This is a genomic window from Marinobacter sp. (assembly GCF_041686475.1).
Taxonomy (GTDB): Bacteria; Pseudomonadota; Gammaproteobacteria; order Pseudomonadales; family Oleiphilaceae; genus Marinobacter.
Map to the genome: position 1 here is coordinate 1 of NZ_JAWLDU010000126.1, position 1,515 is coordinate 1,515.

At 59.5% G+C, this 1,515-nt stretch carries 2 protein-coding genes; one reads left to right on the forward strand and one right to left on the reverse strand.

Going from position 1 to position 1,515, the window contains the following annotated elements:
* Positions 1 to 479 (forward strand): TolC family protein (locus tag ACESMB_RS15030; protein ID WP_372971994.1); only part of this gene is annotated, 479 nt, incomplete at its 5' end.
* Between the two features lie 34 nt (positions 480 to 513).
* Here the strand turns inward: ACESMB_RS15030 and waaA are convergent.
* A partial coding sequence (gene waaA / locus ACESMB_RS15035) for a lipid IV(A) 3-deoxy-D-manno-octulosonic acid transferase (RefSeq protein WP_372971995.1) occupies positions 514 to 1,515 on the reverse strand: 1,002 nt, incomplete at its 5' end.

The following is a 1,515-nucleotide window of genomic DNA, read 5'->3' on the forward strand; positions in this document are numbered from 1 at the left end:
GGATTGCGCTCAGGCTGAATGTGCCGCTGTACATGGGTGGCGGAACCCAGGCCGGTGTGCGTCAGCAACGGTCACTGGTTGATGCTTCAGAGCAGTCCCTGGAGACGGTTCGTCGTGATGTCAGGGTGAATACACGCAGCCTGTTCCGCACCGTGAATACCAACATAGAGTCCGCTTCTGCGCTGGAGCAGACCATCATTTCCCGCCGCAGTGCGCTGGACGCGACCCGTGCCGGGTATGAAGTTGGCACACGCAATATCGTGGAAGTGCTGGATGCAGAGCGTAATTACTATGTAGCCCTGCGTGATTTCGCCAATGCCCGGTACGACTATGTGATCAACACCCTGAGCCTGAAACAGGCGGCCGGCACCCTGAGCCCCCAGGACCTGGTTCAGCTGAACAACTGGCTCAGTGCCTCAGCGCCCGGCATCGAGGCCCTGGCTGAGGAAGAGGAAACCATCGAAGATCCCATGCAATAGCCTGTTGCATCATGGGCGGGCCCGGGTGCCCGCCCTACACCCGCTCGACAATCCCGTCGACCACTTTTTCCAGTGCTCCCCGGTTAGCGTTAACAACGGCCAATGCATTACGACCGACCTGATCTGCAGCCGCCTTGTCCGAAACAAGCTGTGACACACACGAGGCCAGAGCGTCTGATGAAGGGATGATATACAAGCCTTTACCGGCATCAAGACGGTTGTAAATGGTTTCAAAATTAAAGATATGGGGGCCGGAGAGCACCGGCATGCCCCAGGCCGCCGGTTCCAGTGGGTTGTGTCCGCCACGCTCGATCAGCGAACCGCCCACAAACGCAATATCGCAGGCCCCGTAAAGCATCAGCAGTTCGCCCATGGTATCTCCCAGATACACCTGGCAAGAGCTGCCACTGTTCTCGACGGCTCCGTTTCTGGCCGAGCGACGCTGCACCGAAAGGCCCATTGAGTCAGCCAACCGGGCAACATCATCAAACCGTTCAGGGTGGCGCGGCACAATCACCAGGAGCGTGTCCGGATGCTCGCTCATTATCTGCTGGTGGGCTTCCAGAATCTGGCGGTCTTCACCCTCGTGGGTGCTGGCGGCAATCCAGACTGGACGATCCGCCCCTAACTGCCTCCTCAGGGAGGTCGACGCAGAACGAACCTCGTCCGATATCTCAACGTCAAACTTGATGCTACCCGTGACGGAGACCGATTCCGGTTTTGCGCCTATACGCAGGAAACGTCCCGCATCCTCGTCCGCCTGGGCGGCAATCCAGCTGATACTGCAAAGCAATGGCCGCACCAGGGAAGCCACCCGCTCGTAACCCCGGGCAGAACGGGCAGACAGCCTCGCATTGATCAGGAAAATGGGAACATCACGCTGTTTGCTCAGGGCAATCATATTGGGCCAGAGTTCGGTTTCCATAATGACCAGGGCGCGGGGCCGGACCCGGTCCACGAAGCGACGGACGGCACCCGGTGTATCGTAGGGCGAGAACGCATAGCGCACCCGGTCGCCAAACAGCGCCCTGGCCCG